This window comes from Plantactinospora endophytica, from assembly GCF_016862915.1.
Classification (GTDB): Bacteria; Actinomycetota; Actinomycetes; order Mycobacteriales; family Micromonosporaceae; genus Plantactinospora; species Plantactinospora endophytica.
In genome coordinates this window covers 240,910-264,876 of record NZ_BONW01000019.1, presented here as the reverse complement: position 1 = coordinate 264,876, position 23,967 = coordinate 240,910, and the positions used below count along the sequence as shown (strand labels likewise).

Genomic DNA, 23,967 nt, shown 5'->3' with positions numbered 1-23,967 from the left:
GCCTGCCCTGGGCGCGTGTTCGGGGTGGCGGGGGCGGTGGTGGCGCGGCGGCGGTCAGCCGGTCGGCCGGGTCCAGGCCATCGTGAAGCAGGTCGGCACGTTCGCGGCCGGTGCCGCCTCCTTCCGGTACGTCCTCGGCGAGCTGCCGACGATGTCGCGGAAGGTGCGGCTGAAGGTTCCCAGGCTGCCGAAGCCGACACCGAAGCAGATGTCGGTCACACTGCGATCGGTCTCCCGAAGCAGGAACATCGCCCGCTCGACCCGACGCCGTTGCAGGTAGCGGTGCGGCGTCTCGCCGAACGTGGCCCGGAAGGTACGCGTGAAGTGCGCCTCCGACACGTGCGCGATCCGCGCCAGCGCCGGTACGTCCAGCGGCTGCGCGTACGCCCGGTCCATCGCATCCCGCGCCCGGAGCATCCGCCGGTTGCTCTCCTCCACGGCACGGCTCACCACACCATCACACCACGGTCGTCCGCCCTGCTAAACACGAGGACGGTCGCCCTGCTCGACACCCTCGTCGGGGAACGGGACGATCCCGCACGACCCCGCACAGGCGGTGCCCACCCGGGCGTGATGCGCGTTGGCCGGGTCGGTGGAGCTGAACGGGCAGCCCGAGGTGCAGTCCGTCCGGGCTCTGACGGTTGACGGAAACCGGCGGCCTGCCGATCGATGAGTTTCGGATCGTGCGTACGTCACAACCTGCAGGACCGCTGGCAGACCGACGCGGTCGTACCCGGAGGAGACGCATGGCAAAGCTCATCTACTCGATGATCACCTCACTCGACGGCTACGCCGAGGCGGCAGAGGGCGGCCTCGGCACCGGGGCCGACGACCAGGAGGTGCACAGCTTCATCAACGACCTCTTCCGCCCCGTCGGCACGTACCTCTACGGCCGACGGATGTACGAGACGATGGTCTACTGGGAGACCGCGCACACCGATCCCGACCTGCCGCCGCACATCCTGCAGTACGCCCGCGACTGGCAGGCCGCAGAGAAGATCGTGTACTCCACGACGTTGGAGTCGGTGTCCAGCGCCAAAACCAGGATCGAGCGAACCTTCGACCCGGACGCGGTACGCAAGCTCAAGGCCGAGGCTGATCACGACCTCACCGTCGACGGCCCCAACCTCGCGGCCCAGGCGATCGCGGCCGGCCTGGTGGACGAGTACCACCTGTTCATCACCACGAGCGTGGTCGGCGGCGGCAAGCGGTTCTTCCCCGACGGCGTACGCCTCGATCTCGATCTGGTCGAGCAGCGTGCCTTCGACAGCGGACTGATCTACGCGCGCTACCGGACCCGCTGAGCCGCACCGGCGGCGTACGGCCCGCGCCGTACCCGGCGCTCGGGGTCGTCGGAACGTCGAAGGCCCTGGCTGGGACTTGATGTCCTGACCAGGGCCTTCGGGTTGGAGCGGCTGACGGGAGTCGAACCCGCACTGTGAGGTTCCAAATTGGACCGAGACGGTTCGGGATGGCGTTTCGAGTGGCATTGGATCGAACGTCGACCTACCGGGCGACGTGCCACATGTAGCGTCGGTCCCATGATCGTGTGGCTCAACGGCACCCACGGCGCAGGGAAGACGACGACCAGTGCACTCGTGCAGCAACTGATCCCGGACTCACGGGTGTTCGACGCAGAGAAGGTCGGCGAGACACTCATGGACATCACGCCGGGGCTACCTGCGACGGACAACTTCCAGCACTGGCCACCGTGGCGGCAACTCGTCGTCGAGACCGCCCACCGCGTACTCGACTACACCGGCGGCACTCTGGTGATGCCCATGACTGTCCTGGTCGAGCAGTACTGGCGCGAGATCAGCACCGGCCTCGCCCACCATGCCATCCCGGTAAGGCACTTCGTCCTCCACGCCGACCAAGACACCCTCCGCCGGCGTATCGCGGGGGAACACACCATCCCCTCCCCGTTCCGCCTCAAATACCTCGAGCCCTACGCGGAGGCCGCTCGCACGTGGCTACGCGACGAGGCCGAGTTCATCGAGACCACCCACCTCACGCCCGGCCAGGCCGCCCTGCAGATCGCAAAGACCGTCAAGAGTTGAGGCCCGCCACCCGCCAGGCGCCGCCGACCCGGCCAGCGGGACGACGGAGGGCACGGAGGGGCACGGAGGGCACGCGAAGCCGGAGGCACATCTGGGGCATGGCCCCGGATCAGATCGCCGAAGGCCCAGCGTCAGGAAATGTCCTCTGACCTGGGCCTTCGTTGTCCGAGCGGGTGACGGGAATCGAACCCGCACTGTCAGCTTGGGAACTCGCTGGGGCGCCAGTCCTGGCCAAGGTCAGCGGGCTGCGCTCCTGGTCACGGTGCCCGTGGTTGACCACGGTTCCCCGTGGCTTCCCGGCGCTACGGGCACGTAGGGGGCACGTGCATAGGCTCACCGGATGGGACCAGCCGCAGGACTGGGCTGCCTCCGTGGCGCTCGCCCGGGCCAGCAATGATGTCGTTGTGGCACCAGACGAGAACGCCTCCGTGGGGGAGCAGGATCCGGTCCGTTCACGGGGCTGGGCTCAGTCATTCTGGTCACGGTCCGAAGAGGTCGATGACCGGACGGTAGCCGGCCTACTGGCCTATCACGCGCTGATAGAGATTCGTGCCCTAGCCGGGCAGCCACGACGGAACCCGGAGAAAGCTGCCAGCAACGAAGTCCTTGAGCACATCCGGTTCCTGGCAGACCTGGCACACAACCTGCCCTTGGCCCCTAGCCCGCGAACCAGGCAGCGGCCCACCCGCACGGACCCTCCCAGCCGTCGGGAGCAAGCCATGCGGGATCGACCGATGAGCTGGACCTGGAACACGACCGGGACGCAAGGGCGGAAGTGGATGCTGCGCCACATCGCCAAGGCCGGGTACCGGTGGACGCCGCCTCCTCCGCTGCCGATACCGCGCAAGGACAACAGCGCCTGGACCTTCCGGCAACGGATCCGTGTGCTGTCCGGCTGGCCGGTTAGCACCCCGACCGGCCAGCGGCCGCTTCCCCGTTCGGCACGGGTGCTCAAGTCACTGGACCGGGACGGCATCTGCTCCCTGTACGAGGAGGCGGGCCGCGAACGGCTCGGGTTGGGTAGCGGCAGTCCCCGGTTCCGGGCTCATCTGGACCCCGATTCCCTCCACTACCTCTTCCCAGACCCGGCCGTCTACTACTGGCCCAACGACGACCGCCCATGGTGGCAATGCCGGGTGCTGCTACGCATGATCGATGGCGAGCAGATTACGGACATGGTGGCTGTGCTTCCGGAAACCTTTATTGCGCTGCCATCGACCCTGCCCCGGATGCGGCAACGTCGACTCGCACTGACCGCCCGAATGCTCGAACGGGACAACGGCCTGTGGTACCGGGACCACGAGGCAGACTGCTCCCCCCAGCGGTGCGGCTATCCTCCCGGCCTAACCGCGTAGCCGCTGGACGAACGCCCAGCTCAGAAAGTTCCTCTGACCAGGGCCTTCGGCTTGGAGCGGGTGACGGGAATCGAACCCGCACTGTCAGCTTGGGAAGTGTCGAAGGTTTGGGCTCCGACCAGCCGGCGCCCTAGTCGCGGCGGTCTCCAGCGGCCTCGGTTGACCCCGGTTGTCCTGGCTCAATGGCACGCTAATGGCACGTCGACCCGTGCAGGTCGGACTGTCGCTGCCCGAGTTCCGACCCCCGTGCAGCAGCCACGACGGCGGCGTCCGGGCGTGCCAGGGAGGGCTGAAACCCCTAAGCCGCGCATGGTCCGCATATCGCTCCGAACCGGGCGACACGAACGCGCGTCCGCGTCGTGCTCGTTAGGCATACCGACGCCCGAGGCAGCCCCGTACCGAAACTGACGTTGATTCATCAGGAGCACCCTGCTTAGCACAGTCTGGTGTGGGGGGCTTTTCGGGCGAATGGACACAAAAAGCGATGGGAAGCGCCAACCTGCGATCGGATGCGATACAGAGCGTTGCCGTGAGGCGGCAAATCATGGTAGGGAGCGTGGCCAGATGGATGGAAATGCCAGCCGTGCACTAAAAATCCTCGATCTATTGCTACATACCGTAACCACCGAGCGATTGGGCGCGGGATGCTATCACGAGGGTCCGACAGTCTTTAGTACACAACATGTTGACTAAAGATCTGTAGACGCACCTACATCTTGTGGTCAGTGACGTGAAGCACAAACACGTGTCTGACCGACCCGGACACACGGACTGTCACGGGGCCTTTGCTATCCTCGTCGGGACACGCAGAAAGCCCCGGCGGTCGGACGTCGGGGTCGACGCCCGTCCAGCCGGGGTTCTCTTGGAGATTGGTCGTCTCAAGGGAACTCTAATAGAGATCTTGAGCTCCGGGGTACCGGAGTGGCGTTTCTCTCTGGGCGCGGCGTCAGCGTGCGCTGTCGAGGCGAAGGGTTCGCCTCGACATGTCCACGAGGAGGCGCCCTATGCGCTGGAGCGAGCTGCACGGCATCCGCCGTACGGACCAGGACGACTGGTTTGACACCTACCTGCCCACCGACACCAACCTGTGTGTCGATCCCTTCCTCATCTACCCGGACACCGACGAACGGTGGTTCGAGGCGCATGATCACACCCTCGACTTCTTCGCGCTGGTCTTCGGGCTCGTGCGGGAGTCGAAGGGCAACGAGAAGTCGCTGGCCTGGAAGCAGGCTCAGGCTCTGCTGATGTTCCCGGAGCCGGCGGAGTTCTGCCTCGGTGTGGCCGACGGGACGCCGAACGGCTCCGGAGCGGGCCGTGGTCTACAGGAGGGCATGCTCGACGGAGTCAAGACTGCCCTCGGGCTCGGGATCGACAACGTCCCGCACATGGAGATGCTGGGTCTCTTTCAGGGTGGCATGGGGCTGGACCGGATCAGCGACGCGGTCTGCAACATCCTCAAGAGCTTCTTCATCAGGTACACGCAGGACATCGCCCGCCGGCACGGCGTGCCGATGAAGCGCTTCCGGGTGCGCAACGCCGCGTGGAGCGAAGAGTTTGCCTCCTGGCAGACGCAGGAGGTCGACCTGCCGGCCAACCCGTTCCTCGACCGGCCCGGCCCCGTCTTGCTCGTGCCGAAGCGGTTCCTCAAGGACATCCCGGTAGTCAGTGCGAACGGGTTCTGGAACTACGCCTGGCGCAACCACAGCGAAGAAGTCCGCGGGAACTTCAACTACTTGATCGCACGGAACGTGGACAGCCGGGAGAAGGCCAAGATGGCACGACAGAACCCGGCAATTGTCGCCTCCTACCTGAAGGACCTGGAGCACACAGAGCACGAGCCGTACCCGGTCGACAAGGATCCCAAGCTTCGTACCCGGTGGTGGGAGATGGGGGGCAAGATCGCGGAGCGCTCGCCTCTCTCCTACGTACCGAAGGATCACTCCGAGTTCCCGGAGTTCGTCGCGGAGGTCATTCAGTCCTTCCGGCACGGCATCGAACACCAAGACGAGTGGCAGATGCTCTGGCACCTTGGCGTCTCGCTGCCAGAGAAGAAGGTCCAGGCGCTGTTCCGTAGCTGTGCCAAGCACTACTGCAAGGCGAACGACATCAGCATGACGGGCGAGGCCAACGCCGGCCGAGGTCCGGTCGACTTCCACTTCGCCGCAGGCTGGGTCGCCCGGACGGTCGTTGAGATGAAGCTGATGTCCAACTCGAAGTTCTGGGACGGCATCCTCGCTCAAACACCGCAATACGCCATGTCCGAAGATGTTCACGTCGCGTTCTTCGTAGCGATTGCCTACACCGACGACGAGATGACAGAGAGCCAAACCAACAAGATCGGGCAAGCTGCTCGGATCGCCTCCGACCGGTACAACGTCGAGATCCGTCCAATCGTTGTCGACGCCCGTCCCAAGCAGTCCGCGTCGAAGATGAAGCCACCGCAGGACCTACGAGACGAACTGCACGGCGAGTCGGACAAGGCTGCCTAGCAACTCGATCGCTGCTGGATGATTCGTCTCCTCGCCATCCCGTCCGCCGTCGACCCACACACCGTGGAGCGGGCCGGGGCCAGGGTGACAAGGTGGAGCGCCCTACTGGACGAACGACCTTGGCACCCTGGCCCCGGTCTGCTCGGCTTGCCTGGGTCGATGGTGGTCGGGATGGCTCACCTCCATCCCCGAAGCCCGAAGCGCCCCCGCCGGAGGCACGCTCTAAGCCACCCCACCTCTTCATCTCGCTTTCCCTCTTCCCTCCTCTGCCTATCCGCGACCGGCCTCGTGTTCCGTGAGATGCCCGGGTGTCGGCGTCTGGTCGCTGCGGCTCGTGTGCTCGCTCTGGGGAAGGGTCTAGTTCGCTCTCGTCTGCCTGTCCGGGAAGCTGTGACTCGTCCCGTGGTTCCTTCTGGGACTAGGTGGACGCGCGGGGTGGGCGTGGGTTGCGGGCCGGCTGACTTTCCGCCCCGGCGCCGGAGGCGGCCGGGGCGGCGGCTCCGCAGGAGCCGGTTGCCGCGCCCGGCCCGCGCCGCGCGGAGCGCTTGATCTATCTACTAGAGGACTATTCGGCAACGGGCATCCGGTCTAAGCGGACGCATGCGCTTTTAGTCGGGAACATCCGATCTAGAATTGAAGATCCGGATGCGTGACTGGCACCCTGCGACGTCACACGATCAGTTGACCCCATAAAACGCTCATATGTACCCGGGGTTGGGCACCACTAGCCAAATAGACGAGCCGGAAAGGCCCTCTTAGTCTAACAAATCACCAATGCGAATGAATAGAGTCTGCACTCACGACTCATACGGACCGCACCGCTGGATGGTAGCCTGCCCACCACCCATCACGAGCAATACAGGAGGCGGCCTTGTCCGGCAGGAACTCTAGAAGCGACCGCCGGATGATCGTCGATGGACAGGAGGGCATTTCATCCCTCCTAACAAATATGAACCGCTTCTCTGAAGGATTAGTCCCCGCTGGTTCATGGAACGACATCAACAACCAAGCCCCTCACGTAATTCAATTTCACGTAGCTGCCATGGCCGAACTCCTTGTCGGCCAGGATGTATTTGATGTGCTTGAACTAGTGCGTCAGCATGAGATACCGCCATTTCTTACCGGCTACAAGGAGAGCCAGAATAGCGGGCTGGCTGCGGTGATTGACGTTGTGGCCCTGGTGGCTATCGGACTCGGGTCGCGAGTAGTTCCGGCAGATGGCCTGGATGCCGACGAGGAACAAGGCCTGCCGCATCCGAATGCCATAATCGAGGATCTCTGTGCGCATGCGCGAGAGATTCTTAAACTCACGACTCTGCTGGGTCTTTCGCTAGGCGCAAATCCAGACCTAGGTCCCTTGGCGGAACTCGCAGGCCAGCTACGATCGAGCGAGTTGATGATCCGAGGGAAACACTATGAGTCGATCGGCGAAATCCTCAACAGAGGTATCCTTGAGATACCGCAAATCGAGGAAACACTTGAGCGGATCGTCGGCTTTACATATGGTGAGATAAGCGCGGTAAGAGATACGATACGGGAGCAATATACAAGTAAGAAGTCGGCCCTACTTGATGCCATTGATCACGCCGCGTCTCTACATGCTGGCGGCACAAAACTAGACGCTAGTGATGAGGCTCTCGCCAGGCAGGCGTTCAACGATTTCTTCATTTCACCTGGGGCTCCTAGCGCCTTCAGCGCAGCAACAATTGCCTCAAGTAGTGGGGTTGAAATACAACGGGTAGAAGCCGTTCTACAGACATTCAGCCACCCGATAAGTGGTGGCGGCGCCGAGGCGCTTATTACCTCGTACGCGAACGGAAGTAACATCCTCTCCGGGATCGACCTACTTGCCGACGGCAACGGCAATTACTTGATGTTGCAAAATGGCATCCCAATCGACCACATAAGACGGCTTATCGAGAAGCAAATCAAGGCGTCGCCTGACAACAATGCATGGAACATCTATGGAGAACAGCGTGATAGTTTCGCCGAAAAGTTTGCATGCGAGTTAGTTGCCGGACTTCTTGGCGTCGCAGCGCCTACTTACAAGGGACTAAAGTACTTGGCGCCGCCCAGAGGCAGCTCCGATTGCGATTTAAGTCGCTCCGCCGTGAACCCAAAAGTTTACGCAGGAGACGGTGAAACCGACGGCCTATTTGTAGTCGACGACGTTGCGATTTGCATAGAGGTGAAAGCAGGCTCGATCCGAGAGAAGGCCAGGGGCGGCAACGCACTCCGCCTTGCCGACGATCTCAAGAAAACAATTGGGGAAGCCACACAGCAGGCACAACGAGTAGAGTCCCTTATTCTTGAGAATGGGGGCCTATGGCGTAAGAACGGACAGTGGATCGACCTATCTGTCGTACGAGAAGTCCACTCGATTGCTGTTTGCCTTGATGATTTCGGCCCGCTGGCGATCGCGGCCGATGCTCTTGTCCGAGCGGATTTACTTCCCGGAAACTCGATCCCTTGGATCGTGTCCTTACACGATCTTGCGGTTGCCGCGAAGCTATTCGACAGCAGCGCGTCGTTTCTTCTCTACCTGCGACGCCGAACAGAACCACAGGCCGCACGCTTATTCGTTGCAGTTGACGAACTCGATGTCTTGATGTGGTTCCTCAAGGGCGGGCTTTATTTCACAGCTGATCCCGATTTACTACACCAGCGCTTCCCGGAGTCTTCCCCCCCGAGGACCGGCGAGCGCAGACGCTTCAAGAAGGAAGTTCCTACCCGAGTCGGAACCCTTACCGATGACCTCGATGCCTGGATGTACTTCACGGAAGGATCCAGTGCTATTGAGGCGTCCCGCCCAACCCGTTCGGAAGAGCCCGGAATCGAGCGCATCCTAAGGTATCTTGAGGCCAATCGGAAGCCGGGTTGGCTCCGCTTCGGGGCTGATCTTGCTAACTATTCGTCAGATGCACAACGTAGATTGGCCCGCAGCATCCAGAAGGTAGTCGACAACACGCGAGAGGATAATGGCTTCCATACCCTTGCTCAAGGATTCTTGACACCTTGGGGCCAGGGAATGTTCTTCGTGGGCTCACAGCCAGAGGGTTATCCCGACGCAAAACGTCGACTGTCCGAATACATGAAAGCAAAAAAACATCAACTTCGGGCCGACCGCGTCCTCGGTGTACTAGTCGACGTAGGTGGATCGATTGTCGAGACGGACTATCAGAATGACCCATGGAAACCGGACGAAGAGTTGGATAAACTCGTTGCCGACATGCGTCTCGTGCCAGCCGAACGCATGAGTCAACCAACAGGGCGCCCACGACCGTGGCGGGCGAATGGGAGAACCAACCGGCGGAACGGAAAGGGTAAACGAAACAAGTAGTCTGATCAGAGTGCATCTTTAGCTAGGGCCGACGCGAGCCGGCCACCGCACCCATCTCATATCTTGATCTCATACTCCAATTCGAACCGATCGGCCGGAAGGATCGTACTGAATGCGGCTTCTACCGTCCGTTCGTGTGACCGTGTTTGCCGCGTGACCACAAGGAGTGGGACACCGGCCGGTATCCGCAGCAATCCGGCTTCTGCAACGGTTGGCATCCGCGCTCGTACGGCTTCGCGAATCGCGGTCACAGTGATTCCAAGCGATTCGAGCTGCGCGACATAGCCGCTTGGCGATGGCTCCCAAGCCGGCTCAGCGAGCGCCGTACCAGCGACTACTTCAAGCAAGTAGTACGACATCGTCAGGTGTTGGGGTAGTCCGTACCTGCTTACGAGCATTCGGCGTTCTAGCATCATCGTCCCGGGGGCGACCCCAAAAAGCGCGGAAACCTCCGGACCGGCAGGCACTTCCCGGCAACTGACCTCCGTTCGGTCAGCCTCACCAAGTCCGTCTGGGCCGTCCATCTCATTCAACAAGGGACTGTCTGATTGCTTGGCGCGGTAACGGTCATGTCCGAGGCGGCGCACAGGGAGATTGGGGCGAGCGTAGGACCCCCTGCCGTGTTCCGTAACAATCAAGCCCTCACTGCGGAGAACGTTGATAGCTTCGCGGATGGTTCCTCGGGCGACGCTGAACTCGGCGGTTAGCGCACCCTCGGAAGGGATAAGAGCCCCTGCTGGGATGGCTCCTGCCGCAATCCGGCGACGGAGTTCGTCGGCGATGGCGCGGTACCGGGGTTGCCTGTGCGGGGTTGGCACGAGCCTCACCGTACCTGTCTGCCATGTTCCTGGCAGCCATCCATGGTCATCTTGGACGTCTAGACAAGTCGCCTAGTTGTAGGTACCTTTCCAGATGTGCGGCCGGGACGTAGGCATGACAAGGGGTTGGCACGCCTTCGGCCCGGTCGCACAACCGCAGAGCACTCACGCGCTGGGCAGCGGTTCATCGCGTTCCTGTACGTGCCTGAGCTGGGCATGGCGATACCCGAGACCGCCAACGGGCGGTGCGCCGTGCCGTCGTCGGGCTGGTGGTCGGCTGCCTTCCCCCAGGCGCCGGCCACCGGCCTTCCTAGCCCTGCAAGGAGGTCGTGATGGTTGGTGCCCGCTTGCTCGTCCGTCTCGCGATCTGGCAATCATCACGGCGTCGCGCTCGTGATCCGGAGCCCGCCCCGGTTATTCGCCGTGGCCTCGTTCCCGCGATGCCCCCGCCTGGTGCCCCGTCGTGGGCCATCGCCCGCACGCACGAATACAACGTTTGGAGGTCTGCACCGCTGTTGACGCTCGGGCAGGAGTTCCGGGGGCATGGCGGGCGGTGGCCTCAGTGAGCGAGACGTCTCCGCGATGGCCTGACGTGGTACACCCGCCATGGTGCGTAGCGCAGCGATGTGAGTTCATGCTGCCTGCTGAGGTTGAACGGCCGCTACGTCGCCACAAGGGGTCGGTTCGAGCGATCGGCGACAGGCGCGGCGGCGGCACCGTCGTTGTGTACCTGTTCGCTGGGCAGGCAGGTTCAGCAGTTCTCGGGATCCATGCCGCTGGTCGGTTCCGGGGATCCGGCGGGGCGGTGCTCCGGCTGGCCGAGGCGTGGCGGCTCGCTCGGCACCTGGACGAGTTGCTGCGCCAAGCGGGATTCACGCCGCAGCAGGGGGGCGACGATGGTCGAGCGTGACCAGGGCGACGGCGGGGTGAGGCGGGTCCCGGTCTCTCAGCGTGATGTGTGTCCCGTGTGGTGTCAGGGCTGCCGGCCGACGGACCCGAAACACCGTAGCCGGCTGGCGACCGTGGGCCGGGAGGGCAGTGGTTGGCTTAGTGTTCAGCTCGTCGCCGATCGAGGAGCCGCGCACGCACCGCTGTTGAAGATCGATGTCACGCACTACGGGTCTACCGAAACGGTACTGCTCACGTTCGCGCAGACCGGTCGGATGATCGCTGAGATCCTGCACCTTCCGCATCCGGTCGGGGCCTGGCAGCTCCAAAAAGATCCGCTGCTTGGGGACGAGGGCGGTGTCTGACCGGCACGACAGGTCGACGGCCCGGCAGACGTCTCAACGTCTAGGCGGTAGCGTAAGCGGCGTGAACTCTCGTGACTGGCGCCCGCGCTACCTCCAGCTCGCCGAGGAGCTGCGCGCCCGGATCGAGAGCGGAGAGCTTGCCCGGGGTACGGCCATGCCGAGCGAGACGGAGTTGGCCGACTCGTCCGGACTGTCCCGGACCAGCGTGCGTAACGCCATCCGACAGCTTCGGGAGTGGGGCTTGGTCCGCGCCGAGCAGGGCCGGGGCACCTACGTACGTGCACCCCGGCAGCGGATCCGCCGGCGCAACACCGAGCGGTACCAGTGGGAGAAGGACCGGGTACTGCTCGACGAGGCCGAACGGCGGCGGACCGGCGGGACCGAGCATGACACCGGGCTGACGGTGGATGACCTCAAGTTCCACGCCGAGTACTCCGAGGTGAAGGCGGACGAGGAGATGGCGGCGGCGTTCGGGCTGCCGGTCGGTACTCCGCTGCTGCGGCGCGTCTACTGGACCAGTTCCCGGCACGAAACCGCACCGCTGTCAGCGTCCTACTCCTACCTGCCGTACGACCTGGTAAAAGGCAACAAGCACCTGCTGTCCGCCGACTACGAGCCATGGCCAGGCGGCACCCAACACCAGCTTTCCACCGTCGGCATCGAACTAGACCGCATCGAAGAGGTTGTACAGGCCCGGCCACCGCTGCCGGACGAGGCGGAACTACTCGACATCGAGGCTGGAGTTGCCGTCCTGGACGTGCGCAAGACGTCGTACGACATCCGGGATCGCGTGGTAGAGATCGCGGACGTTGTTTTCCCTGGTGACCGGACAGAACTCTGCTTCACGACGAAGCTGAAGCGGTGGAACGCTTGAGCCGACTCGTCTCGGTCGTCACACCGGTTCACTGGCCCAGCGTCGGATACCTTGCCGACGCCTACGGGTCGTTGGCCGGTCAGAAGATGCCGGACGGGTGGGACTGGCAGTGGCTCGTCCAGGAGGACGGGCAGGATGGGCTACTGCTCGACCAGCTCCCCGACGATCCCCGAATCCTCGCCGGCAGCGGCCGGCCCGGCGGCCCAGGCGTCGCCCGGACTCTCGCGCTGGCGCGGGCGGAAGGCGAGTTGGTCAAGGTCCTTGATGCGGACGACCAACTCACCCCGGGCGCGCTCGCCCGAGACATCGCCATGCTCACCGACAACCCACACCTCGGCTGGGTCACATCGCGGGTCCTGGACCTGCACCCCGACGGGTCGACACACGGATGGGACAAGGACCCGCCCGACGGACCGATCAGCCGCGGTGCGGTCCTCGCCTTCTGGAAGGCCAACGACTACCGAGCGCCCGTACACCCGGCGACCCTGTGCATGCGCCGGGATCTCCTCCTGGCCCTCGGCGGCTGGATGGCCCTACCCGCCTCGGAGGACACCGGCCTACTCATCGCGGCCAACGTCGTCAGTGACGGCTACTTCATCGCCGAACCTGGACTGCATTACCGCAAGTGGCCCGGCCAGATGACTGGCCAAGCCGCGCACCGCGACCCAGCCGAGCAGACCGCACGAATGCAGATCATTGAGGCACGCGCTTACGCGCTGCGGTCGATGCTCAACCTCACTACTAACGATCAGACCTAGTGGTTCACCCAATGCTGTCGACCGAGATTCCATAAAAAGTACATGTCTTTCGACTCTACGGAACTCTGGTCGTCAAATAGCTTTTTCAAGTCCACAAGCGGGGTGGCCGCAGCGGCTACGCCAGCGCCGATAATGACTGGAATGGCCGCAATCAAACCGGCCGTCACCAGTGCTGCGCCGAGTCCAATGCCGGCTGAGGCCTTCTTCGCGAACGCCCTCTTGGCAGATTTCATACTCTGTTCAATTTCCGCCAATGCCGGCCTGATGTGGTCACGCATGACCGACTCACCAATTGTCGCTGGATCAACGTCGCCTGCCTTCTCTACTTTCTCAGCAATTGCCCTCCGAACCGACGCCTGGAATCTCTCGAAACTCGGCCTCTCGTCCTGCATTAGAAGGATGATGTCTGCCGCCTTGAGGCCTTCGAGGAACGGCAGGCGAAGCGAAAGTGCAACATCATTCACTGAGGCTTTGTCTCTCAGCGGATCTTCTCTGAATAGAGAAGTACGGACCTCCTGCAGGAGCGGAAGACCGAGGTGTTCGCTCTGGTGAAGATCCTCTAGGAAAGCCCTAGAACCGCGATTTATCAGCTCTTCAAATACCAGCCATTTAACGGGCCTTTTTTGGGACCTTACCCAGATTCCTAAGGTTTCCGGAAGGAATTCATGGGTCACTTCGCATACCCAGCTACCAGTTCCTTCACGCAGGTTTCGGACCTCTGCCTCTAACTCTAATCTCGCAACTATCTCTCGCCTCGCCGCTCGGTCAACTACAGCCGTAAGACCAAGTCTCTCCGAAAGCTTTTGATGGCAGTCCCGGCAGAGGGAATATTCTTTATCTTGAAAGATTATGTACTTGTCCGCTCCGATGGATCGCAAGTATGTAAAAAACTCCACCTGGTCCGCAATCCGGGGGATAAGGCTCTTCTCGCGTTCTTTCCGTGGATTATTATGAAGGGCATGGAGTACGTCAACTGACGATGGCGCAGCTAGAACGATCGAGTCGAAATAGTGCCAGATACTCAGAAACGCTCGGTCGACACGCGTCGCTAGGCACGTGAATTCGGCGCACGTATATGAACTGGCCAGGTCAAGTGTACGACCTCCGACTACTGCACCTGTAGGGCAAGCGAGTTCTGTAGTCCGCTGCTCCATGTAGGTTGAGATAAGCTCACTAAGGCGTGCCACTGCGGCTGCAGATTTAAATACATCTGGAACATTTTTTCTCTCGACGCCATATTCGTCCATCCACTCATACAACCAATGCACTCCAGGCCGAAGCATCATCAGGTCAGTAGAGCGCTCGGCGGCGGCCATGTCAACGTTTCATCAGATATGCGAACGTCACCTGCTGCATCGCCGATTCCTCTGATGCCCCAACTCGGGCAACGGCCAATCGAGTCCCAAGCAAGCCGTAGCATCGGCGATGCCGCCCCTTTCTGGGCTATCAGCCAAGACCGGCAATTTTCGCGTAGTAGATATATGCGCATTACTTATTGCCGCAGACGTGCTCCCCAACAGCTCGTCGCGATCACTGGTTGACATGTCTGCCAAGTCGCGGCTACGGTCAGTGTGACAACTTGGCAGCCAAGCAAGAGTCTTGGCAGACAACCTTGGAGGTCGTGCGATGGCTCTGCGTGGTGGGACCCGGTTCGCGGTCCGGTGTGAGGACGTGTTCCCGGCGGGATGCGCGTTGGTGCCCGAGTCGCTGGGTGAGGTGGAGGACTACGACGAGAAGACGGGTCGGCGTACCCCGGCAAAGGACAAGGTGACGGGTCAGCGGGTGTGGCAGGTCCGGGTGATGGACCTCGACCCGGAGCTGGGCAAGCGGTCGCGGGAAACGACGGTCAAGATCTCGGCCGACTACCAGCCCGTCCCGCCGACCGGTACGCCGTTCGAGGCGGTCGAGTTCGACGGCATGACCGTCACGCCGTACGTGACGAACAACGGCCGGATGGCGTACTCGCTACGGGCCACCGGGATGCGCGCCCCGGTCGGCGTCACCCGTGACCCGTCGTTGGCGGCGGCCTGACCGCTGCTGGGTGGGCGGGGCTGTCTGGTCTTGGCGGACGGCAGCCCCGCCCCTCTTTGCCAAATCCCCCTGCTCATTGGTGAGAGAGGTCTTTGACGTGTCCAAGCGTAGGCGTCGTACGGCCCAGGTGCGGTCGCGGTGTGGTGTGTGTCAGTCCCGGTTCGACCCGACCGACAGCGCGGACGGCTGTTGCCCGTTGTGCGCCGATCAGCTCGTCCTGCCGCTGCCGGCGGTCCGGGACGCGTCGGGCCGGTTCGTGTCCCTGCGGGGGGCCAAGTGATCGGGCGGCCTCGCGGTGAAGTCGTGATGGCCTCGGCCGGGGACCTGATGGTGATCCGGCCCAAGCGGCTCAAACTGCCGTTGTGGCTGGTGCTTCCCGGCCTGCTGCTGCGCTGGGGCTGGCGCGCGCTGTGGTGGTGCCTACGCCACCCGGTCACCACCGCGTCGACGGCGTTCCTCCTCGCCGTGTACCTCGACCACGGCTGGCAAGGTCTCGTCACCCTGCTGGTCCTGGTCGGCGGGGTGTCGGCGGTGTGGCGGTGGCGGCACGAAGCATCGTGGTGGACCTGGTTCGCCGGTCCGCTGCTCGGCTGGTTCCGCCGGTTGACCGTCTACCGCCGGGTGTGGCGTGAAGCTATGACCCTGTGCGGGCTGGCCGAACGGTACGACCATCAGACGGTCCTGCCCCGGCTGCTATCGGTGCGCTCCGATCCGGCGTTGGACGTGCTAGCGGTCCGGATGGTGCGCGGTCAGACGCCGGAGGACTTCCAGCGAGTCACGTCGAACCTGGCGTACACGTTCGGGCGTCGGCATGCCCGGGTGTACTCCGAGTACCCCGACGACCGCCCTACCCGGTCGGGACGGTGGGCGTGGCTGCTCCGCGCGGTCGATGCCGTTCGGTTCCGCGACCGGCCCAGCGTCGTCTACCTGGTACTGGTCCGCACTGACGCACTCCGCGCTGTCGTTCCACCGTTCGACGTCCCGGCGGTGCCGGACTTCGCCGCGTTGCCGCTGGCCAGGCGGGATGACCTGAGTACCTGGTGCCTGCATCTGCTGGCGACTCACGTCCTGGTCGGCGGCGCCACCCGGCGCGGCAAGGGCTCCGTGCTGTGGTCCCTCGTGCGTGCGCTCGGCAACGGGGTCGCCTCCGGGCTGGTCCGGCTCTGGGTCATCGACCCGAAGGGCGGGATGGAGTTCGCCATGGGGCGGCCGATGTTCGCCCGGTTCGCATGCAAGTCGTTCGAGGCCATGGCCGACCTCCTGGACGAGGCGGTCACCGTCATGCGGGAACGGCAGGCCAGGCTTGCCGGCTCGGTCCGGGTCCACACTCCGACCGTCGCCGACCCCCTGGTCGTGGTCGTCATCGACGAAATGGCCGCGCTTACCGCCTACCTCCAGGACGTCGAGCTGCGCAAGCGGATCGCCGCGTCGTTGGGGCTGCTGCTGTCCCAGGGTGCCGGCGTCGGCGTCCTGGTGGTGGCCGCGTTGCAGGATCCGCGCAAGGAAGTCCTGCCGTTCCGGGACCTGTTCCCCACCCGCATCGCACTCGGTCTCACCGAAGCCTCGCAGGTCGACATGGTGCTCGGTGACGGTGCCCGGAATCGGGGCGCGCTGGCCGACCAGATGCCGCGCTGGGCCAAGGGCGTCGGGTACGTCATCCTCGACGGTAGCCCGGAACCCGCCCGGGTCCGGTTCTCCTACATCGCCGACGACGAGATCCGGGCCATGGCCGTGCGCTTCCCGGCCCCGGTCGATGCGGCGGACATCCTGGCCCAGGTCGGCCGGGAAACCGCGCCCGAACCCACCCGGCCATCCCTGCCCCGTCAGCGCTCCTCCGGGCCGCTGCTGCCTGACGCGCTCCTCAACCTCCTCCGACAGGACCCGGACAAAGACGGAGGTGAGCAGGCATGACCGAACGGACCGGACGACGGTTCTACCGCCTCCGCACCCCAAGCGACACCGGGCAGAGCACGGCCGTATCGGTGCGCGTCGACCCGGACCGGCCGGACCCATACCCCGTCTACCTCGCCGTAGGCGCCGGCCGCCGCCGCATGTACCTCACGCCCGATGAGGCGTGGGCGCTGTGGCGCTGCCTCTCCGAAGCCGTGTCCACGCTCGGCGAACCGCCCGACAACATCCGCACCACCATCCGACCGGCCCGGAGGTGACCAGCCATGACCCTGCTCAATCGCATCGCGGCTGCGCTCCGCCGGCCGCTACGGATCCGGCTCGTCGCTTCGCCCGACAAGGCGGCGGCTGCCCTGCGCGGTATCGCTGCGTTCCTCCACCACCGGACCGAGCTGCGGTACCGGCGCATCCGCATCGACCTGACCATTCGGCCCGACGAGGAGGGCAACCGATGAACTCGTGCACCCTCCACCCCGGTGAGCCGGCCTGCGACCGGTTCGGTCTGATCGAAATCGAGGACGGGACCGGCGCCCGTGCCTGGACCTGCGTCGAGCACGCCATCCGCGCCATCTGGACCATCGACGGTGTCCACGTCGTCCGGGACCTGCGCACCGAGCGAGCGGGGGCGGGCCGATGATGCGGGTACGCCTCGAAGCCGCTGCCCGGCTGCTGATCCTGCTCTCCATCGGTGGGATGGCCGGCGCTGCCGCGTTCACCCATGTGCATGACCTGACCGTCGCGCACGGCCAGCCGAACTGGATTGGCTGGGCCAACGCCGTTGCCGTCGAGCTGATGACCATCTACCTCGGGCTTGAGATCCGCGTCCGGCGTCGTGCCGGTCGTCCGGTCGGGTTCGTCGCCGTGCTCCTGGTCGGCTTCGCCATCCTGTCCCTCGCCGCTCAGGTCGCCGAAGCCGAACCGTCGGTCTGGGGCTGGATCGTGGCTGCCGTTCCCTCCCTCGCCTTCCTCGCCCTGGTCAAGGTCGTCCTGTCCAGCGCACCCGTCACCATCGCGGCCACCGACAACGAAGCGCCGGCCGCCGCCAACGACCCCGACCCGGCACCCGTCACCGTCGACCCCGAACCGGTTCAGGACCGTACGCCGGTCGTCTATGCCCCGGTACCGGCATCGCGGCCGGGATCGTCGACAGTGCTGCCTCCGCTGGGCGTCGTCCACCCCGCTCGGTCCACCGGGGTCGCCCGATGACGGCACCGACCCTGCCCGGCCTCGACCCGTCCGCCCCGACTCCGGAGCAACCCCGGCCGGGGTCGCGGGCGGCACGGATGGGCCTACCCCGCGCTGTCGACGTCCTCAAGGACGTCGCCACCGAATACGGCGTCTGCATCCGCCCGCTCGCCATGCGCCGCACCGACCTGAACACCGGGCAGACCGAGGTCATCGACCTACCGTGTGGCGCAACCCGGGAGGACAAGTGCCCGACCTGCGCGCGCAAGAACCGCCGGCTGCGGCAGGCGCAGATTCGGGAAGGGTGGCACCGCACCGACGAGCCGCTGCCCGGCCCGGAACCCGCGACCGAGGAACAGAAGGCGCTGATCGTGCTGCGGGCGCACCTCGAATACGGCCGCGACGAAGCGGCCCGCGCCTCCGAGTGGGAGCAGGTCGAAGACCTCGACCAGGCCATCCGCGAGGTAGAGGAGGCGATCACAGCCGAAGGGCTGCGCGGGCGGGTCGGTCCGCCTCACCAGTCGGACGATGACGGCCAGGGCGACGAGGACACCGGCCGGCGGCGCAAGCGGTCCACCAGGCGGCGGCAGGACGCACCCGACCTACCCCGCCGCAAGGTCGAGCGCCGCACGGTCGGCAAGGTCTACACCGCCCCGGACGGCACCGCCTACCGGCCGTCGATGTGGCTCACTCTTACGCTCGACTCGTACGGGCCGGTCCTCTCCGACGGCACCCCGGTCAACCCCGACCGGTACGACTACCGCCGGGCAGCCTGGGACGCCGTCCACTTCCCCCGACTCCTTGACCGGTTCTGGCAGAACCTCCGGCGCTGCGAGGGCTGGAACGTCCAGTACGCCGGCTGTGTCGAGCCGCAACGGCGTCTCGCCCCACACGCGCACTTCGCCATCCGGGGCACCATCCCGCGTGACGTGCTGCGCACCGTGGCGGCGGCCACCTACCACCAGGTGTGGTGGCCAGTCGTCGACGTGCAGCTCTACACGCGCGACCGGCCGCCGGTCTGGGACGAGCAGGCGGCGGCCTGGGTCGATCCCGACACCCGGCAACCGCTGGCCACCTGGACCGAAGCGCTCGACGCCATCGACCAGGACCCGGACGCCGAACCTGTGCACGTCGTCCGGTTCGGCAGGCAGGTCGACGCGCGCGGCGTCATGCCCGGCACCGATGACGCTGCCCGGACGATTCGCTACATCACGAAGTACATCACCAAGGCCACCGGCGACTGCCACACCATCGCCACCGAGCGGCAGCAACGCCACCTCGACCGGCTCTGGCAGCAACTCCAGATCACCCCGTGCACCGACCGTTGCGCCAACTGGCTGCTCTACGGCGTCCAGCCCAAGAAGGCGCACGCCAAGCTCAAGCCAGGCCGCTGCAAGGGCAAGGTGCATCAGCGAGAAACGCTCGGTATCGGCGGCCGGCGCATCCTCATCTCCCGCGACTGGTCCGGCAAGACCCTCGCCGACCACAAACACGACGCGCACGCCTGGGTGAAGGCGCTTCTCGGCGTCACCACCGACCTTGCCGGCGTCGACGACGCCCAGGGCGCCACCACCGAACCAGTACGCCACGCCTGGGAACTGGCCCGACCCTACGATCCCGACGTCGGACCCATGTCCCACCGACTCATGCGCGCCATCTCCGAACGCGCCCGATGGCGAACCGAACTCCTCGCCGCAAAGGACCGGGCAGCCAAGGGAGCGACGCCCGACCTTTCGGCAACCGCAGACAGCACCACAGTCAACGGGGAGGACTGACCACAGTGGATGATGTTCTGACCATCGAGCAGGCGGCGGCCCGAATCCAGATGAGTGAGCGGTACGTGCGGCGGCTCGTCGCGGAACGCCGCATTCCGTTCCACAAGCTCGGCCGGAGCGTACGAATCAGGGCCGTCGACCTGGCCGCGCACCTTGACGCCGGACGGGTCGAGCCGTTGACCGCCTCCGACGTGTGGAGCGGAATGCGGAGGGTCGCCTGATGCCGAACAGGGATGGGCACCGCCGCTTCGGCAACGTTCGCAAGCTTCCGTCCGGTCGCTATCAGGCGCGGTACCCGGGTCCGGACGGCCGGCTACGTCCCGCACCTGAGACGTTCGCTCGGAAGTCAGAGGCAGAGCGCTACCTGGTCCTGGTCGAATCGCAGATTGCCCGGCGGGAATGGACCGATCCCGAGCGGTCAAAGATCAAGCTCGGCGAGTACGCCGCGCGCTGGATCGAGCAACGCGCAAACCTCCGGCCGCGCACCATCCACCTCTACGGCTGGCTGCTCGGCAAGCACATCGCGCCGTACCTCGGCGGGGTGGAGCTGGGCCGGCTGGACACACCGCTGATCCGAGAATGGCGGGCGGAACTGCTCGGCAACGGCGTCTCGGAGAGCATGGCGGCGAAGGCGTACCGGCTGCTGCGGGCCGTGCTGATGACGGCCGTACGGGAAGACGAGATCCTGCCGAAAAACCCGTGTCGGATCACGGGGGCGGACCAGGAGAAGGCGGCGGAACGGCCGGTTCTGACCCTGGCTCAGGTCTTCGCCCTGGCCGACGCCGTACCCGTCCGCTATCGCGCCCTGGTCCTGCTGACCACCTTCGGCTGTCTGCGCTGGGGCGAGGTGGTGGCGGTGCAGCGCCAGGACATCGACACCAAGGCGGGGACGGTTCGCGTCCGCCAGGCGTTCACCGAACAGCGGGGCGTCGGCCTGGTCCTCGGCCCGCCGAAGTCCCGAGCTGGCCGACGTACCGTCAGCCTGCCTCCGGCCGTGATTTCGGCAATCGTGGATCACCTCGCCACCGAGGTCGACGACAACCCCGAGGCGTTCGTGTTCACCACCGAGAACGGGCGGCCGATCTGGCGAGGCAACTTCAACAAGCTCGCCAACTGGAAGGCGGCCGTTGCCAAGGTCGGTCAGCCGAATCTCCACTTCCACGACCTGCGGCACACTGGAAACACTCTCGCCGCGCAGACCGGGGCCAGCACCCGCGACCTAATGGCCCGGATGGGCCACGACTCGCCACAAGCCGCGCTGATCTACCAGCACGCAACGGCCGAAGCCGACCGAGCCATCGCCGCCGCACTGGACGCGGCGGTACGCGGCGAGGAGAAAGCCGAACGGAAGAAGGCGAAGAGGGACGCTCGCCAGGCGGACAAGAGGTCCGACGGCAAAAAGGCCAAGAAGAAGGCGCGCAAGACGGATGGCACGCGGCCCGGCGCCCCGGACGACGGCGCGGCCGGTGCCCTGGTGCGCCGGGGCTAATGGCACGCCAATGGCACGCGACATGATTACAGATCTTGAAACATCGAAGGCCCTGGCTGGGACTGATGTCCTGACCTGGGCCTTCGGGTTGGAGCGGGTGACGGGAATCGAACCCGCACTGTCAGCTTGGGAAGCTGATGTTCTGCCATTGAACTACACCCGCGAGCGGACCCCACTGTACCTGGTCGGGTCCGATCATGCACTCACCCTCCCCTCCGTACGGCTCCGCGCGCTCTGTCACCCGCTCGGATCGGTCGCGAACCACGCCGTACCGCGTCGTTTGCATCAGCAGCGGCAACGAGTAACGTCCGCCCCACCTGCAACTATGGCTCTGTGTCATCGCATAGCCACTCTTCGAAGGCAAGGGTGAGGTAATGGCGTTCCGTGCACGGCGCTGGTGGTCGTCGCGTTGGACCGGCGTGGCGAGTGTTCTTCTCGTCCTGCTGCTCGGACCCAGCCCGGTGGTCGCGGCGCCGCCGGACTCGACCGATCCCGGCCCGGCGGGCTGCGCCGAACCCGTCGAAGACCCCCAGAACGCCAGGACGAGGCCAACCAGCAAGGTGAGACCGGGTGCCCCGCACACAGCCGAACCGAACGAACTCACCGCGACCCAGGCCGCCGCCCTCGACCGCGCGGTCGACTCGGCGTACGCGCGACGGGTCGGGGTGGCGCCGCTGGGCGTACAGCTGAGAATCAGGATCACCGTCGACGTGGTGTTCCACGTCATCGCCGAGAAGCGGACCCGGGCCGACGGGGACATCCCGTTGTCCCTGATCAAGGCGCAACTGAAGGTGCTGAACGAATCGTTCGGCGGGCGTACCGGCGGGGCCTGGACGCCGTTCCACTTCAGGTTGAAGAAGGTGAACCGGGTGGTCAATCCGGCCTGGTATCCGATCGTGCCGGAGAGCCCGGCGGAGGCGCAGATGAAGCGTGCGCTGCGGGTCGGCGACAAGAACACTCTGAACGTCTACACCGGACTGCTGGAGGACCAACTGCTCGGCTGGGCCACCTTTCCGAAACCGAACCTCGACCCGTACGACGGGGTGGTGGTGCTCGCCGAGTCGTTGCCGGGCGGGACGGCGACGCCGTACAACGCGGGTGACACCGCCACGCACGAGATCGGGCACTGGCTGAACCTCTACCACACCTTCCAGGAGGGTTGTGCGGGCCGAGGCGACCACGTCTTCGACACGCCCGCCGAGGCGGAGCCGGCGTTCGGCTGCCCGGAGCGACGGGACTCGTGCACGACGCAGTCGGGCCTCGACCCGATCCACAACTTCATGAACTATTCGGTCGACACCTGCATGTACGAGTTCACGTACGGTCAGATGTTCCGGATGGTCAAGGCGTGGAAGGCTTTCCGCGAGCTGTAGGTCAGGGCGTCGGGACGGGTTCCTCTGCGACGGCCCGCCGCCGGCCGCGCCGCTTCGGCGCGGCGGCGGTGGGTCCGTTGCCGGTCACGGCGCCGGCCGGGTCGAGCCAGACCTGGACGGCGGGGCGTTCGGAGCGGTCTCCGGCGGCGAGCGGGGTGGCCCCGTTGCTGCCGTGCCGGGCCACCATCGCCACGTCGACGGTGAACTCGAAGAGCCGCCAGTCGACCTGCGGGGCCGCCCGCAGGTTGCCGGCCAACCGGTCCACCCGCGCCTGGTCGGTCACCGGCCGGGCGCGGCCGGCGACGTACGCCTCGTCGTCACTGTCCTCCGGCGGGAACGAGTGCAGCGCGTAGCGCCCGTCCCGTTCGAGGTCGCGGCGTTTCGGTGAGTCGACGACGAAACAGAAGAGTCCCTCGTCGGTGATGACCGGGGACACCGGGTGCACACGCGGCCCACCGTCGGCGCGCACGGTCGCCAGGTAGCCGAGACCCGGACCGTACTGCTGGATGAGGACGCGGATCGCGTCGGCGAGGCGGGGCTCGTCGGAGGCGAATTCGGACCAGGATGCCATGGGTACATTCTATCGAACACATGTTCGATCACCTACCCCGATCCCACCGATCGGCGAGGTCGCGGCCAGTCGACTTCGCGCGACTCGCTAAGGTTGTCCGGTGCTGCTCTCCGACCACGACCTAGTGATCGAGATCAAGGCGGGCACGCTCGCGCTGGAGCCGTTCGAGCCCGCGCTGGTGCAGCCGTCGAGCATCGACGTACGCCTGGACCGGCTGTTCCGGGTCTTCAACAACCACCTCTACACGCACATCGACCCGGCGGTGCAGCAGGACGAGCTGACCTCGCTGGTCGACGTGCCGGACGGCGAGCCGTTCGTGCTGCACCCGGGTGAGTTCGTGCTCGCCTCCACCCTTGAGGTGATCTCCCTCGGCGACCAGCTCGCCGGCCGGCTCGAAGGCAAGTCGAGTCTCGGCCGGCTCGGGCTGCTGACCCACTCGACCGCGGGCTTCATCGACCCCGGGTTCTCCGGGCACGTCACGCTGGAACTGTCGAACGTGGCCAACCTGCCGATCCGGCTCTGGCCCGGGATGAAGATCGGCCAGCTCTGCATCTTCCGGCTCTCGTCCCCGTCCGCGCACCCGTACGGGTCGGCCGTCTACGGCTCGCGCTACCAGGGGCAGCGCGGCCCCACCCCGAGCCGTTCCTGGCAGAACTGGCGCACCTGGCCGACCCGCTGACACCTCGGC

Annotated in this window: 23 protein-coding genes and 1 tRNA gene; 19 read left to right on the top strand and 5 right to left on the bottom strand. The window is 65.2% G+C overall.

Annotation, left to right across the window (positions count from 1 at the left end; all coding sequences use genetic code 11):
* Nucleotides 1-54: 54 nt before the first annotated feature.
* Nucleotides 55-450, bottom strand: a complete 396-nt coding sequence (locus Pen02_RS20575) for a helix-turn-helix domain-containing protein (protein ID WP_203867705.1) — start codon at nucleotides 448-450, stop codon at nucleotides 55-57.
* Between the two features lie 296 nt (nucleotides 451-746).
* On the opposite strand from Pen02_RS20575, the gene Pen02_RS20570 reads away from it, so the two are divergent.
* The 5 genes from Pen02_RS20570 (at nucleotide 747) to Pen02_RS20550 (ending at nucleotide 9,244) form a co-directional block, all read left to right on the top strand.
* Nucleotides 747-1,304, top strand: coding sequence for a dihydrofolate reductase family protein (locus tag Pen02_RS20570; protein WP_203867704.1), 558 nt, complete (start codon nucleotides 747-749; stop codon nucleotides 1,302-1,304).
* Nucleotides 1,305-1,541: 237 nt separating this feature from the next.
* Nucleotides 1,542-2,060, top strand: a complete 519-nt coding sequence (locus Pen02_RS20565; RefSeq protein ID WP_203867703.1) for an AAA family ATPase — start codon at nucleotides 1,542-1,544, stop codon at nucleotides 2,058-2,060.
* 734 nt (nucleotides 2,061-2,794) lie between these two features.
* On the top strand, nucleotides 2,795-3,415 hold the full coding sequence (locus Pen02_RS20560) for a hypothetical protein (RefSeq protein ID WP_203867702.1): 621 nt from the start codon (nucleotides 2,795-2,797) through the stop codon (nucleotides 3,413-3,415).
* A gap of 1,004 nt (nucleotides 3,416-4,419) precedes the next feature.
* Nucleotides 4,420-5,904, top strand: a complete 1,485-nt coding sequence (locus Pen02_RS20555; protein ID WP_203867701.1) for a DUF8370 family protein — start codon at nucleotides 4,420-4,422, stop codon at nucleotides 5,902-5,904.
* A gap of 904 nt (nucleotides 5,905-6,808) precedes the next feature.
* Entirely contained in the window at nucleotides 6,809-9,244 is a 2,436-nt protein-coding gene (locus Pen02_RS20550; RefSeq protein WP_203867700.1) for a hypothetical protein, read from the top strand.
* A gap of 56 nt (nucleotides 9,245-9,300) precedes the next feature.
* On the opposite strand, the gene Pen02_RS43020 is transcribed toward Pen02_RS20550, so the two are convergent.
* Entirely contained in the window at nucleotides 9,301-10,062 is a 762-nt protein-coding gene (locus Pen02_RS43020) for a GntR family transcriptional regulator (protein WP_203867699.1), read from the bottom strand.
* Between the two features lie 1,094 nt (nucleotides 10,063-11,156).
* Between Pen02_RS43020 and Pen02_RS20540 the strand changes: the two genes are divergently transcribed.
* The 3 genes from Pen02_RS20540 to Pen02_RS20530 all read left to right on the top strand — a co-directional run bounded on the left by Pen02_RS20540 (nucleotide 11,157) and on the right by Pen02_RS20530 (nucleotide 12,947).
* Nucleotides 11,157-11,315, top strand: coding sequence for a hypothetical protein (locus Pen02_RS20540; RefSeq protein ID WP_203867698.1), 159 nt, complete (start codon nucleotides 11,157-11,159; stop codon nucleotides 11,313-11,315).
* A 61-nt stretch (nucleotides 11,316-11,376) separates the two neighbouring features.
* Nucleotides 11,377-12,189, top strand: coding sequence for a GntR family transcriptional regulator (locus Pen02_RS20535; RefSeq protein ID WP_239141011.1), 813 nt, complete (start codon nucleotides 11,377-11,379; stop codon nucleotides 12,187-12,189).
* On the top strand, nucleotides 12,186-12,947 hold the full coding sequence (locus Pen02_RS20530; protein ID WP_203867696.1) for a glycosyltransferase family 2 protein: 762 nt from the start codon (nucleotides 12,186-12,188) through the stop codon (nucleotides 12,945-12,947). Before Pen02_RS20535 ends, Pen02_RS20530 begins: the two co-directional genes overlap by 4 nt.
* Here the strand turns inward: Pen02_RS20530 and Pen02_RS20525 are convergent.
* Entirely contained in the window at nucleotides 12,944-14,194 is a 1,251-nt protein-coding gene (locus tag Pen02_RS20525) for a hypothetical protein (RefSeq protein WP_203867695.1), read from the bottom strand. The genes Pen02_RS20530 and Pen02_RS20525 overlap by 4 nt on opposite strands.
* Before the next feature lie 379 nt (nucleotides 14,195-14,573).
* Between Pen02_RS20525 and Pen02_RS20520 the strand changes: the two genes are divergently transcribed.
* The 9 genes from Pen02_RS20520 to Pen02_RS20480 all read left to right on the top strand — a co-directional run bounded on the left by Pen02_RS20520 (nucleotide 14,574) and on the right by Pen02_RS20480 (nucleotide 21,335).
* On the top strand, nucleotides 14,574-14,978 hold the full coding sequence (locus tag Pen02_RS20520) for a transcriptional regulator (RefSeq protein WP_203867694.1): 405 nt from the start codon (nucleotides 14,574-14,576) through the stop codon (nucleotides 14,976-14,978).
* Between the two features lie 306 nt (nucleotides 14,979-15,284).
* Nucleotides 15,285-16,889 carry an FtsK/SpoIIIE domain-containing protein gene (locus tag Pen02_RS20515; RefSeq protein WP_203867693.1) on the top strand — a complete coding sequence of 535 codons (1,605 nt, stop codon included), beginning with the start codon at nucleotides 15,285-15,287 and terminating at the stop codon, nucleotides 16,887-16,889.
* Complete coding sequence (locus Pen02_RS20510; RefSeq protein WP_203867692.1) at nucleotides 16,886-17,146, top strand: hypothetical protein; 261 nt, start codon at nucleotides 16,886-16,888, stop codon at nucleotides 17,144-17,146. Before Pen02_RS20515 ends, Pen02_RS20510 begins: the two co-directional genes overlap by 4 nt.
* 6 nt (nucleotides 17,147-17,152) lie before the next feature.
* Nucleotides 17,153-17,341, top strand: a complete 189-nt coding sequence (locus tag Pen02_RS20505) for a hypothetical protein (RefSeq protein WP_203867691.1) — start codon at nucleotides 17,153-17,155, stop codon at nucleotides 17,339-17,341.
* Nucleotides 17,338-17,523, top strand: coding sequence for a hypothetical protein (locus Pen02_RS20500; RefSeq protein ID WP_203867690.1), 186 nt, complete (start codon nucleotides 17,338-17,340; stop codon nucleotides 17,521-17,523). Before Pen02_RS20505 ends, Pen02_RS20500 begins: the two co-directional genes overlap by 4 nt.
* Nucleotides 17,520-18,092 (top strand): DUF2637 domain-containing protein, encoded by a 573-nt coding sequence (locus Pen02_RS20495; protein WP_203867689.1) that lies wholly within the window; start codon nucleotides 17,520-17,522, stop codon nucleotides 18,090-18,092. Before Pen02_RS20500 ends, Pen02_RS20495 begins: the two co-directional genes overlap by 4 nt.
* Nucleotides 18,089-19,846: a replication initiator gene (locus Pen02_RS20490; protein WP_203867688.1), complete on the top strand. Its 1,758-nt coding sequence runs from the start codon at nucleotides 18,089-18,091 to the stop codon at nucleotides 19,844-19,846. The genes Pen02_RS20495 and Pen02_RS20490 overlap by 4 nt, the downstream gene beginning before the upstream one ends.
* Nucleotides 19,847-19,851: 5 nt before the next feature.
* Nucleotides 19,852-20,067, top strand: a complete 216-nt coding sequence (locus tag Pen02_RS20485) for a helix-turn-helix domain-containing protein (protein WP_239141007.1) — start codon at nucleotides 19,852-19,854, stop codon at nucleotides 20,065-20,067.
* Nucleotides 20,067-21,335 carry a tyrosine-type recombinase/integrase gene (locus Pen02_RS20480; protein ID WP_203867686.1) on the top strand — a complete coding sequence of 423 codons (1,269 nt, stop codon included), beginning with the start codon at nucleotides 20,067-20,069 and terminating at the stop codon, nucleotides 21,333-21,335. Before Pen02_RS20485 ends, Pen02_RS20480 begins: the two co-directional genes overlap by 1 nt.
* 89 nt (nucleotides 21,336-21,424) lie before the next feature.
* Here the strand turns inward: Pen02_RS20480 and Pen02_RS20475 are convergent.
* Nucleotides 21,425-21,498 (bottom strand) — tRNA-Gly (locus Pen02_RS20475).
* A gap of 211 nt (nucleotides 21,499-21,709) precedes the next feature.
* On the opposite strand from Pen02_RS20475, the gene Pen02_RS20470 reads away from it, so the two are divergent.
* Nucleotides 21,710-22,708 (top strand): zinc metalloprotease, encoded by a 999-nt coding sequence (locus Pen02_RS20470; protein ID WP_203867685.1) that lies wholly within the window; start codon nucleotides 21,710-21,712, stop codon nucleotides 22,706-22,708.
* A gap of 1 nt (nucleotide 22,709) precedes the next feature.
* Here the strand turns inward: Pen02_RS20470 and Pen02_RS20465 are convergent, their stop codons facing one another.
* A complete protein-coding gene (locus Pen02_RS20465) occupies nucleotides 22,710-23,279 on the bottom strand; it encodes a pyridoxamine 5'-phosphate oxidase family protein (protein ID WP_203867684.1) in 570 nt (189 codons plus the stop codon).
* A 100-nt stretch (nucleotides 23,280-23,379) separates the two neighbouring features.
* Here Pen02_RS20465 and dcd point away from each other — a divergent pair, with 100 nt between their 5' ends.
* A complete protein-coding gene (gene dcd, locus Pen02_RS20460) occupies nucleotides 23,380-23,958 on the top strand; it encodes a dCTP deaminase (protein ID WP_101368913.1) in 579 nt (192 codons plus the stop codon).
* The last annotated feature ends 9 nt before the right edge of the window (nucleotides 23,959-23,967 follow it).